The 425-nt window shown below is 38.6% G+C and carries 1 protein-coding gene; it reads left to right on the top strand.

The window, feature by feature from the left end; translation table 11 throughout:
- Positions 1-425 (top strand): tyrosine-type recombinase/integrase (locus tag PL9214_RS29610; RefSeq protein WP_145980186.1); only part of this gene is annotated, 425 nt, incomplete at both ends.

The following is a 425-nucleotide window of genomic DNA, read 5'->3' as shown; positions in this document are numbered from 1 at the left end:
TACGGTAGATGGTCGATAGAAATCATCAATAGACAAGTTTTGTTGGAATATCTTAATCATTTAACTAATATTTCCTATACTACGCACCACCGTCATCAAGCTGTAATCACGGCTTTGTTCAATTTTGCTGTTGATATGGGATATCTCAAATCTAATCCGATTGCTGGATTAACAAGACGTAAGCCGAACCGAGAGCAAGGAGAACACGCTACAAACGAGACTGTACGCTATCTTACGCCCAACCAATTAAGTATTCTGTATCATGTCATCAAAAAAGATGTGCGGTTGTCTGCGTTGGTGCGTTTGTTACATAGTAGTGGTGCTAGGATTGCTGAGATACTGGCTTTAAATTTAGAGCAAATAGACTTCAAAGCTAGGAAATTTCAAGTTATTGGCAAAGGTAATAAGCAACGGTGGTGTTTTTA

The sequence above is a fragment of the Planktothrix tepida PCC 9214 genome, from assembly GCF_900009145.1.
In the GTDB taxonomy this organism is placed as follows: Bacteria; Cyanobacteriota; Cyanobacteriia; order Cyanobacteriales; family Microcoleaceae; genus Planktothrix; species Planktothrix tepida.
Note: the sequence above shows the minus strand (reverse complement) of the source record. Positions and strands in the feature narration are given on the sequence as shown.